The following is a 13,234-nucleotide window of genomic DNA, read 5'->3' as shown; positions in this document are numbered from 1 at the left end:
AACGAAAGACTTATCGCATATCCCACAAATAATCATACAATTTAACTTAAAATAATAAGCGGCCGTAGTCCAGCCTGGTCCAGGACGCCGGCCTCCCGAGCCGACGACCCGGGTTCAAATCCCGGCGGCCGCACCAGTACCTCAAGTTCTAACGCTCTTTCCGTATCTGCGATTTTAAAGTCTACAGGTTGTTTAATTGGTGAGATGCTTGTTCAGGTCAATACCATTAGGAACAACGAGAACACTCTTTGCAGATTGAATGAACTTCAGCATAATCCTTTTATGTGTTAGGTTGAGCCCTTCCAAAGCCGGTTCCGGTTTATGGCGACCACAACTCGCTTTACGTCACTACAGATCGCCTTGCCCGGGGTTAAAGCCTATGGGCCGCAGAACCGACACCAAGTGGCTGGCATAGTTGCTCAGCGCTGTCAGGCTCAAGCCTAGACTGCTAAGGTGGTCTAAGAAGAGGATGGCAAGTTGTCCGTTAGGCATCTTCGGCAGTAGGCGCCTATACCGCTCAAGCCTCGCATCATAGTCGTACGTCCCGCCTCTCACTTCCCCACATGAAATTGAAGAGGCTTCTGGACTTATAAGCGGGCCCGCTGGGATTTGAACCCAGGATCTCCGGCTCCGGAGGCTTGCGCGCCATTTTATGGCTCGGCGCCTTAATCCTGTCTGGGCCACGGGCCCGGTCCAATTATCCATTATCAACCCATCTCGATTAATTCCTGATTGATCCACCATGCTCTTTTTTTGCCAGATTTCTCTATCCTGAAGTAATTCACGATTGGCTCGCCAATCTGCTTCATCGCCCTTCTTTTAATCTTTTTCAAACGGTTCAGTATGAGCCACCTATTAAGTTTTAATGCTTCAGAAAGCTCCGTTGTTGTTGCTGCTTTATAGCGGGTTAAGTAGTCCATTATTTTGTGATCTATCTCGTCTATGCAAAATGAATATGGATTCACTTTACCCCTTTCATATGTTAGAAGCTCAAGGTCGGCGAGACTTTTCTTTATTTGAGCTAAGTCATCCTCTATCCGGCGGATTCTCCGTTCAAGTTCTAGAATCTTGTCCGGGGCAGGTGTTCGCTGAAGTTTCTCGATTATAGCGTCTCTTACGAAGTTGCTTCTCTCCCCCTCAGGCACCCTTATCGCGATCTCAGCGAAAATATTCTTTGGCACCTTTACTGTTAATGTCACAGTATCCGACATTGCCCCTCTCCCAACTTGCAGAGTATGGGTCAGATTAGATTTCTCTCAAGAAGCATTAATAAGCATTTAAGAAATCCCTTTCAACAGTTCGCATCTCAATCCATTACGGCATTTTGACCCAACGACGGTAAATAATTTGAATATTTGAACTATTCTGACCCTGTTAATCGAGTTAATGTGAATCCAACTCTACTTTCAAGACCGCTAACCTCGTCCCTAACAATTATGTAATGTTCACCTTCATGGGCGGAGGGGATCGTCACATTTGCAGAGTACTTATAACCTTTAGCATACCCCTCAGCGATGAGGCCGCCTCTTCCATCCCAGTCTCCAACGTAATCCCAGAATATCTTAAATTGGGCGCCAATGTTTTCTAAGGTCCCGCTTACCGTTACCTGAGCCCCGGCTGTGCCGCTATTTTGTGAGAGCCTAACTGTCATGACCGGGTATTTGACTTCATAGATGCAGACTAGAGGAACGTAACTTGTTCCAGGCGCGGGATTGGGGCTTCCAGGCTTTTGAGAGAAGTATGCCTTCTCGAAGTACTCAAGCATAATGCTTGAATATCCTTGTATGGTCATCTCTCTGCCATAGGTCATCATTTTGTAGAGTACAGAGTCTTGACCCTTAATGTTCGCGACAGTGTAGTCGCTTCCGTATGGGTATAGTGTTAGTCGCCCATTCTTATCCGCGTCTATATAGTCCCATCCAAGCGTATAGTTTCCAAAATCAGTATCATTTAGACCAGCAATCTTAGCCATCCAAGTCCACTTCCCCTCGTCACCGCCAGCCATCACCATTTGACCTTGAGTATTGAAAGTAGTGAATACAACGACATGCGTCACATTATACTTCCTCAGAATCTCTAGCGCTACAGTTTCATTGGACATGAACATGAGTCCAATCTGCTCAATCTGGGTCCAATTCCAAGTCCCATTATCGGCAAGCGAAGTCTTATTTGCGATAGCAGTTATCCAGTAACCATAGTCCCACCAGCTGGCAACAACCGTCCCAGGCTCTCCGGGTCTACTGGGCGATGGAGGGAGATTTTCCCGCATCCATGCTAACGCATCAATCCAGTCTCTTGCTATACCCTCCGGCTTCACAACCATGCCCGCCGCGGCAAGGCTTGTAGGCGTATAGGCTTGCACATAGACTCTAGGCCCATGAGCATATGGTCCAGCCACGAAATCTGTTCCCAAAACATAGTTGAGCGTGAGCATAAGAAGTAGGAGCACCAGCACACCAGCCGCGGCCTCTTTACTAAATGCAAGGCCCATTAAAGCCTTCTTTTTAGGCGTTGGCCTCTCCCTTAGAATCGATGCAACCGGTCTCGCTATACGTACTATTGCAAGCGCCCACAACACACTGACCGCAGGCGACATCATAATAGTAAGTCTAATCATTGAACTTGCAAAGTATACCGATGTCAATCCATAGATGGTCATGAAGATTCCTAGATTTGTCCCCATAATCGCCGCGAAGAATAAGCCGATTGGCAAGAAGAGCATGGCTATCCCAAAGTTATAATAAAACGTTCCCCATGCCGAAGTGCTATGCTCAGCAACCGATACGATTATCGCATGTTGGAACCGCGTAGAGGGGAGTATAACTGAGAGGAATTTTGCTTCCAGCCACCCCATCATCCCTCTGGACCATAGGAGAAATATGAGACCCGTAGCTGCGCCAATAATGATGACCCCTAGGATGAGTCTTGATCTAGTTGTTCTTAGGCGGCGAATAATCTCCGCGAGAGATAATAGTGAGAATATTCCGTAGACTGGAAGCACCTCGGTTAGAAGTAGAAAGTCAACGCCAGTATATGGAACACTCGCTGTAATCGAAAGAGCTAAAAGGAATGTTATTCCGTAGGATAATAAGAGACGCGAAGTATACCTGCCAATTATCAAAAGGACAAAGGCAAATAAAGCGGTCATGACAAGAGGGTATCGAGAGGCTCCCCATGATATGCAGAGATATCCTAACATTAAACCTGCCGCTACTGAATACAACATGGATATCTTACGAGGCTTCCCCGGATCTATTGACCTCAAGAAGAAGACAATGTATACTATGATCCCAAGTATTCCGACTGTTTCGTCATCGAAGAATCCAAGCGAGGTTCTTGCTATATGTGATGAATCCAAGGCCAAGAATAGGGCGGAGAATAAACCCACCTCGACGCCGCCAAGATCCTTGCCAAGATAGTAGATGGCGAGGCAGGACAATGTCCCCATCAGGACCGGGAATATTACGCAGAAGTTGTAGACAGGATCAGAGAAGACAGGATGGAGCTGAGTACTTGATATTATTGGTATGCCAAGAATTTTTAATGTGATAAAGAGAGACGCAGCCGTGAGGGGGAGTCCAGGATAGGCGTGGTTTCGAATCTCGTTTCCCCATGGCCACCAGCTTAAGTAGTCATGCCAACTTAGATATCCCTTTTCGCCGAATAATCCGTTTTCAACAATATACTTAGTTTGTCGGTATTGATAATAGGGGTCGTATTCATTGAGGTAATAGCCCCATCTTGCAGGAAGCATTCTGATACTGAAAGCTATGATGAGGATGAGGGTTAACAAACCATATCGTATAATCACTTGATGAGAGATCGTTGGTCGTAGAGCCTGAATCTTCTTAAGACCTTGAATGAATGTTGATGTAACTTTCAAGTCTCTTGAACTCCGCAGATAGACTTAATTTGATTGGTTGACTTACCATTTATATTTAATTTATGGTTGAAACATACTCCAGGGGTCATTTCAAATATTTATTAGGGAAAATTAGGTATCAAGGTTTGCGGGATGAGGAAATTGAGACTTCATCATATAGGATTAGCTACAAATAATATAGATGAATCCATTAGGAACCACAAGAGCCTTTTCAATTTTGAGCCTGTTTCTGACATCGTCGCCGACGAGCAAAATAAGGTTAAAGTAGTTCTTCTTTCGGACTCAAGAAGTATCGGCCCGGCAATCGAGCTTGTCTGCCCATTAGGTGAAGATTCTCCCATATCTAATCTACTCAAGAGAGGCTTCAACCTTTATCACCTATGCTTTGTGGTCGGTAACCTGGAGCTCTCTCTTGAAAAAGCTCAAAAGAGTGGAGCGAAAAAAGTCTTCGGACCATCTCAAGCGAAACTTTATGACGGCAAGAGAATAGCATTTGTCTATACGAAGGACCGCTACCTCGTTGAGTTCCTTGAGGATCCATCTGAGAATAACTCAGAGGATGTGGTTGCTTCAAGTGTCTCCTAATCTTGCTTGGCTAAGGTATCTTATGAAAGAGAGAAGAACCTTATTCTTAGACCAAGCCATCCACATGATCAAATATCACAGAACGTCCTTTAAAAAACTACTCGAGAAAATACTGCCCGTTACAGAAAAATTTGGGGCAGGGTTCACGTTTCCAATCGTTGGCTCAATAGCCCTGAAACATGAAGATATAATCTCCCATATCCTCGACTACGATCAAGAAATTGCATGCCACGGCTTTAAGCATCTTAATTACAGGTATCTTTCCGTTGAACAACAGAGAAGGGATATTGAGGAGGCTCTGCGCGCGTTTAGATCTTTAGGTGTTAAGATTACTGGGTTCAGGGCTCCTTACAATACATGCCCAGATGAAACTGCAAGAATTCTGGACAGTTTCGGTTTTATCTGGGAGGGAAGCATAGGCTTCAGGCCGCAGTACCGCGAATTAAGAAGATTCTTTAGGATAAAGATTAATGGAAAAGAATCAAGCTTCGTTTGCATACCTCAATGCAAATGGTCCGATGATACGCTTATTGACATCTACGGTCTCAGCCCCACTAAAATCGCAAGACTCTTCATAAAGACGATGAAGGAAACCTTTGAAGATCATGGCGTAATTATGTTCGACTTGCATCCAATAAGGATTGGACAGCAAAAATACATCGGCATCCTTGAAGACATACTTGCATACGGGGAAAAACTCAATTGCTGGTTTCCCAAGGTAACAGAGTCAGTGGATTATTGGCTGAAGTTTGGTTGCTGGAAAGATGGAGCTGCCTTTTGCTGCCTGCTAACCGGAGACATAGACAATTTTACCTTGTTCGAGTATTTGACAAGGCTTTTTTAGGGTAAGATCCAATAATACTATTTCATGGGCAAGATTACAGGTAGACTTTTTCGCATTCTCGCTTGGATCGCACCCGTATACCAGTTTAGGAGCAGCCTATGGAGAAGATGTGGTGTAAAGATAGGAAAAAACGTCTATATAGGATTTCTTGCCATGTTTGACGGGGAATACCCTGATTATATCGAGATTGAAGATGAGGCTAGCATAGGTCCCGGTGTCATTATAATGGCGCATTCAGGCGCCAGCCCATTCCATCAGAGACTAAAACTTTATTACGAGGAGCCTCGCCGAGTCAAGATTGGGCGTGGAGCATGGATTGCGGCTGGTTCCATAATTCTTCCAGGCGTTACAGTTGGCGAGGGTGCAATCGTCGCCGCCGGATCCGTCGTTAACCGGGACGTGCCTCCCTACACTCTTGTAGCTGGATATCCGGCTAGGCCGATTAGAACACTAAAATAGGAGCTCAAATTTGGATGCCGTGTTTTCTCATTTTGGCTTTTAAGTCGCCTATTGTATTAATCTCTATCACGTCTTCATCGCTAAAAGATATCTGAAATACTGTTTCAATTTCACTTATTAGGATAAGATGAGTGAGAGAATCCCATGCTTCAACATCATTTCGTGAGATTCCGTCATATATTTTTGTCTCATCTAAGAGAAGAACTTTTGAGATTATCTCTTTCAATTTTTTTTCTTCTCCACTCATATTACTTTCACCCAGTCAGGCATTTTGACGGTTGACTCCTGCAAATTAAGCCTCCATCGCATTACCCCTTGTTCCTCATTTTCAAATTTAAATCCGTGATCGCTATAGAAGGATTTTGCAACCTGGTTCTTCTCTGTTGGAATGTATTCTCCAATCAAGAAAGAGACGCCGCTTCTTCTAGCATCTTCAATTATTCTAGCCAAGAGGACTGTTTCTACCCTTCTCCCTATAACTCGACAGCTTAGCAGGAATGTGTCTATAATCCATTCCTTCTCTCCCTTCTTTATGATTGCGACGCCGACGATTCCCTCGTCGCCAAACCTGTCGGTAACCCTCATGCTATAAACTAGATATTTATCTTTTTCAGAGCATATCCTTTCAACTTCGACCTGTGTTCTTCTCCTCGTAGTAAGGTTAAATTGGTTAGTCCTATTGATTAGGCTTGTTATTCTAGGTACCGAGAAGCTGTCTGCATATCTTATCTCCGCCGTCATATCTAATGATCTCAAGAAGTCTTCAATGTTGCTCACTGACTTCATGAGATCTCTCCTTTTCCTTTCTGCGTAGTACATTTCTCCGCGGAGCTTATCCTCTTCAGATATTGCCAGAGTGTTAAAATCATTTAATTCCATCAACGCTTCAGCATATCTAAAGGGGCTGCTTGGAACCTCTAAGACTAACACTTGCGGCAAAGCCTGTCTTATCCGCTCACGTTCTTGCGGCGAATCGTCAACAAAGACCATGCTGTCTAAGCCGATATTTAATTCCTGTGCAAGTTCGATCATATTTTCAACTTTGTCTTTCCAATTTATCCTCATGGCAGCAAAGTGTTTTTCCCTTAGAATCATATTCGGATGTTCCCTTATGACTTTCATAGCGTCTTCGTAATTGTTCTTACTGTTTATAGCCAGAATGATTCCTCTGTTATAATAAGAAAGGAGAAGTTTTTGGAAATCGACGTATGCTTTCCCCACAGGATCACTGCCAAGCTTTATGCCGTCAAACCCGTCCTCGCCTAAGATGCCGCCCCATAGTACATTATCCAAGTCGACCACTATGCACTTTCTAGTAAGGTTCTTCAACGCCTTTACGTAACCAGCGATCTCTTTAGCAACTAAAGGCATGAAAGACCTGCTGAGCAATATGGATCCTCTGAAACGCATCTCCGCCTCAACGCATCTTTCTTTTCCATGCTTGGCTGCGAGACCTTCAAGATCGAAGACATATACTTGTCTACTCTCTCTGTAAATGTTGCATAGTTTTGTGTTCAAATCCACAAAGAACTCCTTCAATCCTAATACAATCTTGCTATCTAATATGCCGAATGGAGAGAAAACTGGAACTATGAAGTTAGTAAGGAGCACCAGCGCATTCGTTTGACTCGTCAGTTTCGATATTAAACCAGTTAGATGCTCTATTACCTCATTTTGGAAGATTCTTTTCTCTTCTTCACCAATTTTTGGAAAATTCGAAAAAAAGTCATCTTTTAAGAGTGATTCAGCATCGATAGCCACCAAGATTATGTCCGGCTTGAAAATGTAGAGACGGCTGTTCATGTCTATAATGTCTTGTGAATATTGACCAAAGGGTGCAACGTATATTTCTGGATTTAAGCCCGCTAACCTGCACTCTATATCTAAACATGCGACTAAGGGTTCAATAGTGAATGAGCTAAGTAAGGCAATCCTCACTCCTCTTCGTTCAGGGATTTCAATTGTTCGTGCTAGATTCTGTATCTTTTTGTAAGCATGCCAATAATTGAGATATGAGGGGTCCTGCCTAACAGTCTGAAGAATCTTACTAATCTCGCCGAATACTTCCTCTCTACTCATCCATCTTCTTCCTCGAATTCTTCAGGTTTGCTCATTCTCTTCGAATGTTGCAATTGCAAATGCAACTGCAAATGACCTTGTGTGTGAAAGGCTTACTTTTACGTTAACCTTTATTGTAGAACTATTCAATTCATCTCGTCTCACCGGATAAATATTCACTTTGGGGATTCCAGAATCTCTGACAATCTCTATCTCGTTAAGACCTACCTTAAGTCTCTCAGATATCGCTTTATACACCGCTTCCTTTCCAGCAAATGTCGAGGCAAACCTTTGAGCCGAATCTTTATGTGAAAGACAGTATTCGATCTCTTTGAGTGTAAATATGTTCTGGTAGAAGTTCTTATGAGTTTCATAATCCATCTTTCTGAATCTCTCTACCTCAACTATGTCTACTCCAATATTCCACATAGGGTCGCCTAAACCTCACTTTTTATGAATTTTGAAGCAGCGGAGTTGTTAGCTGGCTTGACATCAACATTAATAGGGCTAGAGGAAAGGTCTCTCCCACATTTTGGACATTTCCCTTCATACATCTGGTGTATCTCTTCTGGCGATTTCAATTCGCCTCCGTAATACAAGACGTGCCCACACTTGTGGCAGATTATTTGTTGAGGCAACGTTTAACCTCCAAGGAATACACTACACTTAAGAGAATTAGAGGAGAATCCACTTAATAAGGCAAACGCAAGACAAGTTTAATTTACCTGATGTCATGTTTGAAGTTTATTAGTATACCAATAGAGATGTCTAATCTGTCCATGAGGAAAAGCAGTAAGGGATGACGCAAAGGTGTTGGATAAGGGCGTAAAGACCATACTAGTGCTTTCTGAGAAACCGAACGCGGCGGAGCGTATAGCCAAGGCACTGGACGCGAAGGGGACGCCGAAAAAGAGGGAGTTTAACGGTGTACCATATTACGAAGCATTTAGGGATAATGAAAGGTTGATAATAGTAGCGGCTTTAGGGCATTTATACACAGTAGCGCCCAAAATACGTGAAAGAAGTATTTTTCCAGTCTTCAATTTTGAATGGGCTCCTAGATACCTGGTAGAAAAGGATGCGAAGGAGACCAAGAATTGGATCGATTTAATCTCCACTCTTTCTAAAGAAGCGGACGAATTTGTCTTGGCAACTGATTATGATATTGAGGGTGAGACTCTTGGGTACACGATTCTTAAGTTTGCATGCGGAGGAAAAGATGTAGAAGCAAAGAGGATGAAATTTTCAACCTTAACTGCAGATGAGCTCCGGGAAGCATACAGCAACTTGTTGGAGCATATTGATAATCGGATTGTTGAGGCTGGTGAGTGCCGACACTTCCTGGACGCTATGTATGGAATTAATCTTTCACGTGCGATGACAGTTGCAGCCAAGAATTATAGTGGAAGATACGCTTTGCTTAGCACCGGGAGAGTACAGGGTCCAACCTTAAAGTTCTTAGTTGAGAGAGAGAAGCAGATCAATTGCTTTGTCCCAACCCCGTACTGGAGCATAAAAGCTAGAATCAATGTTGACGGCACAATATTGGAGGCTGAATACGAGCGTGAAGTAATAGAAATGAAAGATACTGCGCAGTCTATTGTAAATGAGTGTTCAGGCAAAAAGGGGAGGATAAAGAGTGTTGAGACAAGGATGATCCAGCAGAGCCCGCCCGCACCATTTGATCTCGGGACTCTACAAGCCGAAGCTTACAGTTACTTCAAATATACACCTAGACAGACAGTTGACATTGCTGAAAGGCTGTATCTAGACGCTTTAATCTCTTATCCTAGAACCTCAAGCCAAAAACTTCCTCCTTCCATAAATTACCGGGAGATAATCGAGTCTCTAAGCCGAGAGAATACATACAAGCCGCTTTGCCAGATTCTCTTAGAACAGGAAAATCTTGTGCCTAATGAGGGAAAGAAAGATGACCCTGCACATCCAGCTATCTACCCAACTGGCAACCTGCCGGAACGGGAATTAAGCGTTCATGAGAGGAGAATTTGGGATCTTATTACTAGACGTTTTATGTCCGTTTTCGGTCAGCCATCAGTAAGGCAAAGTATGAAGGTCTTAATAGATGTTAACGGTCACACGTTCTATCTTCGAGGAAGACACATAATCAATGAAGGTTGGATTATTTTCTATAAGCCTTTCATACGCTCAGAGGACGTTATTTTGCCAGCCCTAAAAGAGGGGCAGGAAGTCGAGGTCGTCGAGGTTATTCGTGAAGACAAATTCACTAAACCTCCTCCACGTTATAATCCTAGCAGCCTACTCCAAAAAATGGAGGAGGAAGGAATTGGCACGAAAGCGACAAGGGCGGAGATAATCGATACGCTTTACAGAAGGGGATATGTAAGTGGGGAGAGGGCAGTGGTCTCGGAGCTAGGCTTCAACATTACAGAGATTTTAGATAAATACTGTCCTAAAGTTATTTCGGTTGAACTAACAAGGGACCTTGAAAGGAGTATGGAGGAGATCCAAAACGGAAATGAGGTGAAAGAGAATGTATTGAGCAAAGCGGAACTTGAGCTTAGAACCGTCTTGAAGGAACTGAAGAGTCAACAAGAGTCTTTAGGTCAAGAGCTAAGCGAGGCCATAAGAAAGGCCCGCATGGAGCAACGTTTGATAGGAGACTGCCCTTTATGCAAAACAGGGGATCTTGTAATACTCTACTCTAAAAAAACTGGAAAACGGTTCATTGGATGCACAAATTTCTTTGAGGGAACATGTAAAGCATCATTCCCCCTTCCGCAAAAAGGTACAGTTAAACCTGCAGCGAGAAATTGTCATCTATGCGAATGGCCGATGATCACCTTTAAGGTTCAAGGTCGCCGTCCCTGGACATTCTGCATCAACCCAAATTGCCCATCAAAGGAAGGAAAACAGAAATGAAATGTCAAGTTTGTGGCAGAAAGGCAGAGAGTAGATTCTGCAAGCTCCATGAAGAGGCGTATAAGAATTTGATCGAAGGATACGAATCTTGGAGGAAGTCAATGAGTATTTCATGGACAGAATACTTAGAAGAGATCTTAAAGAACCCGTTCACCGGGGTTTGGGTTAAAGAAGTCATCCAAAAAATTCTGACTTCGAACCGAACTCTAAACCGGGAAAAAATTGATCATTCCTAAAGTAATGGTAGATTATGAAGGTAGCATAAAATAATCGCATGTGGTTTAGCATGCCAGTTGCATTAAATGATTAGGTCATCAGCCAAACTGAACCCTACCAAATTCTAAAAAGCGATTATAAAAGTTAATTTAGGGTTACAGCTTTTATAGTATCCATCATATGCAGTGTGCTGAGACCCCAATCTCTTATTTTATTACACTTGTTTCGTTTCTTATTAAATAAATACAACATCTTCTTAAGCAAGCTAATTCTGTCAAGCAATCCGTAAACCTCTGCCAATGGGCATGAGGGGCAGTACCTAAAACGGTTGAATAAGAATGGCCGATAAGTTATGTATATGGTAAAAACTTGCCGTAGACCACAATTGGTGCCGACCATGTGTAGAAGAGCCATGTAACAATGGGCCTGGGCACATAAATCATTGAGTAGACGATCAATAATGTTAAAAAGGGTTATTTGAAAAATTTCTTTGGGCACAGTATTACGTGATTGTGACATTATGGTAAAAATATAAGTAAAGGGGATAGCGTTAAGAAAGCGGCTGCTACAGAAACATTCTTCCTTAAATATGTTCCTTCCGGATCTCTTTTCTTCAGTTACACTACATCTATGAGCCAATGGTCAGCAGTTCACCATCAAAAGGCAAAATTTAAATTCAGTCATTAGTAGATTAGTTAGGAAAAATATAAGAGAAAGGTTAAGAGATGTCAAGGACTCTTAAACGAAGATTAAGCTCCTTCAGTTATGGTCTTAAGAAGACGTATTCAAGGATCAGCGCCTATAAGCCCTCTCCCCTGCTAATAGCAACGATTGTTATGATCGCTTCAATATTCCTTATTGGCGGCGGAGTCTTCGACCTCTTCATGTCACCGATAACATATATACCATCGGGTGGGCGGATAATCTCTTTCCTTCCTTGGAGAATTCATGAGCAGCTGCTCATGGAAAGCTTAGGTGTGATGCTTCTTTACGCTACTGGTTCAGCCGGGCTGTTGATGGTCTATTACAGTATAAGGTATTCGCGTAATCCGCAACAAGCGTCGCTTCTATTGAAGATTGGGGTAATTCTTCTGCTTGTAGCATTTGTCATGATTGAGATTATCCTTTTCTGGAAGATCAACTATCCGAGCAGCTAGTGTCAATGGTTCACTTTTTAAATACTCTCTGATATTGTATTCTCGTTAATATTAGCCCGTTATGTTGGGGGGCTTAACTTGAGGACAATCGAGTGGAATGACGGTGTTGTAACAACGCTTGACCAAACCGCTCTGCCTCATCAAGAAGTCTGGATAAAATTGAGAACCCCTGAAGATGTGGCTTCAGCTATTAGAGACATGAAGATTAGAGGAGCTCCTCTTATCGGGGTTGCAGCGGCCTTAGGTCTGGCTTTAGCCGCCTATAAGTCGAGGGCTGGAAATAGGGATGAATTTCTCAATGAACTTGAAAGGTCAGCTGAGATCTTAAGGTCGACGAGACCCACCGCGATTAACCTTTTCTGGGCTGTAGATAGGGTCATGCGTGCTGCGGTGGAGACTGAAGGTGATGTAGAGTGCTTAAGGCATGCTGTAATAAGGGAGGCTAATAAAATAGTCGATGAGGACGTTAATATAAATCTCCGTATCGGGAGGGAGGGTTCAAAGCTTATAGAGGATGGTGATACCATTCTAACCCACTGTAACGCTGGAAGTCTTGCAACCGTTGAGTATGGAACCGCCCTTGCCGTCATTAGGATGGCATGGAATGACGGAAAGAAGATAAGGGTGATTGTTGATGAGACAAGACCATTGCTCCAGGGTGCTAGGCTAACAGCATATGAACTCATGCGTGATGGGATACCTGTTACTCTAATAGCGGACAGTGCAGCAGGATACTTCATGTCCAAAGGATTAGTTAACAAAATTATCGTGGGTGCGGACAGGATAGTAGAGGACGCGGTGATAAACAAGATTGGAACTTATTCGCTAGCAATCCTTGCTAAAGAGAATAGAGTTCCATTCTATGTTGCAGCTCCAACTTCAAGCTTCGATCTATCTAAGCGCTCTGAGCATGTGATCATAGAAGAGCGAAGCCCAGACGAGATTACCATGATTGGTCCCTACAGAATTGCACCTCACGGTGTCAAAGTTCTGAACCCTGCCTTCGACGTCACTCCACTAAAATATGTTAGTGCTATAATAAGTGAGAATGGCGTTTTGGATAGGAGAGATCTTGCTAATCTTAAGAGAATAGTTAAGATTTAAGATTAGATTAAATTGTAGTACCGGGTC

Annotated in this window: 13 protein-coding genes, 2 tRNA genes and 1 pseudogene; 8 read left to right on the top strand and 8 right to left on the bottom strand. The window is 43.2% G+C overall.

Going from position 1 to position 13,234, the window contains the following annotated elements:
• Positions 1-58 precede the first annotated feature (58 nt).
• A tRNA-Gly gene (locus tag NZ952_01595) sits at positions 59-136 on the top strand.
• 212 nt (positions 137-348) lie between these two features.
• Here the strand turns inward: NZ952_01595 and NZ952_01590 are convergent.
• The 4 genes from NZ952_01590 to NZ952_01575 form a co-directional block, all read right to left on the bottom strand.
• Complete coding sequence (locus NZ952_01590) at positions 349-555, bottom strand: hypothetical protein (GenBank protein ID MCS7119887.1); 207 nt, start codon at positions 553-555, stop codon at positions 349-351.
• Between the two features lie 39 nt (positions 556-594).
• A tRNA-Arg gene (locus NZ952_01585) sits at positions 595-690 on the bottom strand.
• 17 nt (positions 691-707) lie between these two features.
• On the bottom strand, positions 708-1,211 hold the full coding sequence (locus NZ952_01580; GenBank protein MCS7119886.1) for a hypothetical protein: 504 nt from the start codon (positions 1,209-1,211) through the stop codon (positions 708-710).
• 149 nt (positions 1,212-1,360) lie between these two features.
• Positions 1,361-3,883: a hypothetical protein gene (locus NZ952_01575; GenBank protein ID MCS7119885.1), complete on the bottom strand. Its 2,523-nt coding sequence runs from the start codon at positions 3,881-3,883 to the stop codon at positions 1,361-1,363.
• A gap of 132 nt (positions 3,884-4,015) precedes the next feature.
• Between NZ952_01575 and NZ952_01570 the strand changes: the two genes are divergently transcribed.
• The 3 genes and pseudogenes from NZ952_01570 (at position 4,016) to NZ952_01560 (ending at position 5,771) form a co-directional block, all read left to right on the top strand.
• Positions 4,016-4,468 carry a VOC family protein gene (locus tag NZ952_01570; protein MCS7119884.1) on the top strand — a complete coding sequence of 151 codons (453 nt, stop codon included), beginning with the start codon at positions 4,016-4,018 and terminating at the stop codon, positions 4,466-4,468.
• A 22-nt stretch (positions 4,469-4,490) separates the two neighbouring features.
• Positions 4,491-5,312 carry a polysaccharide deacetylase family protein gene (locus tag NZ952_01565; protein ID MCS7119883.1) on the top strand — a complete coding sequence of 274 codons (822 nt, stop codon included), beginning with the start codon at positions 4,491-4,493 and terminating at the stop codon, positions 5,310-5,312.
• Between the two features lie 291 nt (positions 5,313-5,603).
• Positions 5,604-5,771: pseudogene (locus NZ952_01560) on the top strand (sugar O-acetyltransferase).
• A 4-nt stretch (positions 5,772-5,775) separates the two neighbouring features.
• Here the strand turns inward: NZ952_01560 and NZ952_01555 are convergent.
• From NZ952_01555 to NZ952_01540, 4 genes are read right to left on the bottom strand one after another with little or no spacing between them, the layout of a single operon-like run.
• On the bottom strand, positions 5,776-6,018 hold the full coding sequence (locus NZ952_01555; GenBank protein MCS7119882.1) for an acyl carrier protein: 243 nt from the start codon (positions 6,016-6,018) through the stop codon (positions 5,776-5,778).
• The gene (locus tag NZ952_01550) at positions 6,015-7,850 is read right to left on the bottom strand and encodes an HAD-IIIC family phosphatase (GenBank protein ID MCS7119881.1); all 1,836 of its coding nucleotides are present in this window, start codon (positions 7,848-7,850) and stop codon (positions 6,015-6,017) included. The genes NZ952_01555 and NZ952_01550 overlap by 4 nt, the downstream gene beginning before the upstream one ends.
• A 21-nt stretch (positions 7,851-7,871) precedes the next feature.
• Positions 7,872-8,258 carry a holo-ACP synthase gene (locus NZ952_01545; GenBank protein MCS7119880.1) on the bottom strand — a complete coding sequence of 129 codons (387 nt, stop codon included), beginning with the start codon at positions 8,256-8,258 and terminating at the stop codon, positions 7,872-7,874.
• An 8-nt stretch (positions 8,259-8,266) separates the two neighbouring features.
• Positions 8,267-8,467 carry a hypothetical protein gene (locus NZ952_01540; protein MCS7119879.1) on the bottom strand — a complete coding sequence of 67 codons (201 nt, stop codon included), beginning with the start codon at positions 8,465-8,467 and terminating at the stop codon, positions 8,267-8,269.
• A 175-nt stretch (positions 8,468-8,642) separates the two neighbouring features.
• Between NZ952_01540 and topA the strand changes: the two genes are divergently transcribed.
• The 4 genes from topA to mtnA all read left to right on the top strand — a co-directional run bounded on the left by topA (position 8,643) and on the right by mtnA (position 13,207).
• Positions 8,643-10,730: a DNA topoisomerase I gene (gene topA, locus NZ952_01535; GenBank protein MCS7119878.1), complete on the top strand. Its 2,088-nt coding sequence runs from the start codon at positions 8,643-8,645 to the stop codon at positions 10,728-10,730.
• Positions 10,727-10,966 (top strand): hypothetical protein, encoded by a 240-nt coding sequence (locus tag NZ952_01530; protein MCS7119877.1) that lies wholly within the window; start codon positions 10,727-10,729, stop codon positions 10,964-10,966. The genes topA and NZ952_01530 overlap by 4 nt, the downstream gene beginning before the upstream one ends.
• 705 nt (positions 10,967-11,671) lie before the next feature.
• Complete coding sequence (locus tag NZ952_01525) at positions 11,672-12,103, top strand: hypothetical protein (protein ID MCS7119876.1); 432 nt, start codon at positions 11,672-11,674, stop codon at positions 12,101-12,103.
• 78 nt (positions 12,104-12,181) lie between these two features.
• Positions 12,182-13,207, top strand: a complete 1,026-nt coding sequence (gene mtnA / locus NZ952_01520; protein MCS7119875.1) for an S-methyl-5-thioribose-1-phosphate isomerase — start codon at positions 12,182-12,184, stop codon at positions 13,205-13,207.
• The last annotated feature ends 27 nt before the right edge of the window (positions 13,208-13,234 follow it).

The sequence above is a fragment of the Candidatus Bathyarchaeota archaeon genome (assembly GCA_025059045.1).
Classification (GTDB): Archaea; Thermoproteota; Bathyarchaeia; order Bathyarchaeales; family DTEX01; genus JANXEA01.
This window is presented reverse-complemented; position numbering and strand designations above follow the sequence as displayed.

Coding starts and splice junctions, on each gene's coding strand:
- NZ952_01580 (MCS7119886.1), bottom strand. CDS start 1,211: ATGTCGGATACTGTGACATTAACAGTAAAGGTGCCAAAGAATATTTTC.
- NZ952_01525 (MCS7119876.1), top strand. CDS start 11,672: ATGTCAAGGACTCTTAAACGAAGATTAAGCTCCTTCAGTTATGGTCTT.
- NZ952_01550 (MCS7119881.1), bottom strand. CDS start 7,850: ATGAGTAGAGAGGAAGTATTCGGCGAGATTAGTAAGATTCTTCAGACT.
- NZ952_01565 (MCS7119883.1), top strand. CDS start 4,491: ATGAAAGAGAGAAGAACCTTATTCTTAGACCAAGCCATCCACATGATC.
- NZ952_01555 (MCS7119882.1), bottom strand. CDS start 6,018: ATGAGTGGAGAAGAAAAAAAATTGAAAGAGATAATCTCAAAAGTTCTT.
- NZ952_01545 (MCS7119880.1), bottom strand. CDS start 8,258: ATGTGGAATATTGGAGTAGACATAGTTGAGGTAGAGAGATTCAGAAAG.
- NZ952_01570 (MCS7119884.1), top strand. CDS start 4,016: ATGAGGAAATTGAGACTTCATCATATAGGATTAGCTACAAATAATATA.
- NZ952_01530 (MCS7119877.1), top strand. CDS start 10,727: ATGAAATGTCAAGTTTGTGGCAGAAAGGCAGAGAGTAGATTCTGCAAG.